At 38.5% G+C, this 1,391-nt stretch carries 1 protein-coding gene; it reads left to right on the top strand.

Going from position 1 to position 1,391, the window contains the following annotated elements; all coding sequences use genetic code 11:
* A partial coding sequence (locus AX663_RS00705) for an SspB-related isopeptide-forming adhesin (protein ID WP_331708964.1) occupies positions 1–1,391 on the top strand: 1,391 nt, incomplete at both ends.

Consider the following 1,391-nt stretch of genomic DNA (forward strand, 5'->3'; position numbering starts at 1 on the left):
TCAAGGTTTACGATGGTATCACTGGTGAAGATGTAACAGCTAAATTCGACATCAAGGTTGAAAATGGTGTTCTCTATGGTACATCTAAAGCAAGCATGACTAAGGCTATCAGCTCAACTGATGCTACTCCAGTCATCGATACAACTAAGTTTGCCTTTGGACGTTACTATAAATTTGATATCCCAGCTGTTGTTAAAGACATTGATGCTAACGACGGTGTTGATATTGAAAATACAGCCAACCAAACAATTCACCAATACAACCCATTCAATAAGAAAGTTACAACTCCTGAAAAACCAACTCAAACACGTGAAAACAACGTTCCAGTTCCACTCGAGTTCAACTATACTAAACGACTTGAAGGACGTGAGTTGACTGCAGGTGAGTTCAGCTTCGTATTGAAAGACAAAGACAACAAGGTTCTTCAAACAGTAACCAACGATAAAGATGGTCACATCAAGTTTGAAAAACTCTTGTTCAACAAAGATGATCTTGGTAAGACATTCACTTACACAGTTGAAGAAGTAGCTGGTAAAGATGCTTCAATCACTTACGATGCTATGAAAGCTACTGTGACAGTGGAAGTTACTAAGGAAGGCAAAGTTCTTACAACTGTCGTTAACCACGCTTCAACAGGCGGATTCGCTTCAAGCGCTAACGATAAAGAGTTCAACAACAAGGTGGTTCCACCAGAAACACCTAAGTTCCAACCAGAGAAATATGTTGTGAACAAAGAGAAATTTGACATCACTGGTAACAAGCTTGTTGATGATGATAAAGAATTGGCAGACAAGTACGCAGATACAAATGCGAACCCATATGCTGATGACGCATCAAACAACGAAGCTGAAAACATGAATACTAAATCTGTTAAACGTGGTGAAAAACTTGTTTACCAAGTATGGCTCGATACAACTAAATTCGACGCTAACAACAAGGATTACATCCAAACAGTTGGTATCTCTGATGACTACGATGAAACTAAATTGGATCTTGATGCTTCAGCTATTAAAGCTTACGATTCAGTAACAGGTGAAGATGTAACAGCTAAATTCGACATCAAAGTTGAAAATGGTATGATTACTGCTAACCTTAAAGATGGCTTCACTAAGTCACTTGGAGATGATGCAAATACTCAAATCATCGACACAACTAAGTTTGCCTTTGGTCGTTACTATAAATTCGATATCCCAACCACTGTTAAAGACTCTGTTCCTGGCGGTGTAGATATTGAAAATACAGCTGGACAAGTAGTTCACTTCTACAACCCACAAACTAAGAAGACAGAAATTCCTACTAAACCAACTGAAAAACGTGTAAACAGCGTTCCAATCTCAGTAGAATTCAACTTCACTAAACGTTTGGAAGGTCGTGAGCTTAAAGCTAACGAA

It is taken from the genome of Streptococcus sp. CCH8-H5, from assembly GCF_001556505.1.
Taxonomy (GTDB): Bacteria; Bacillota; Bacilli; order Lactobacillales; family Streptococcaceae; genus Streptococcus.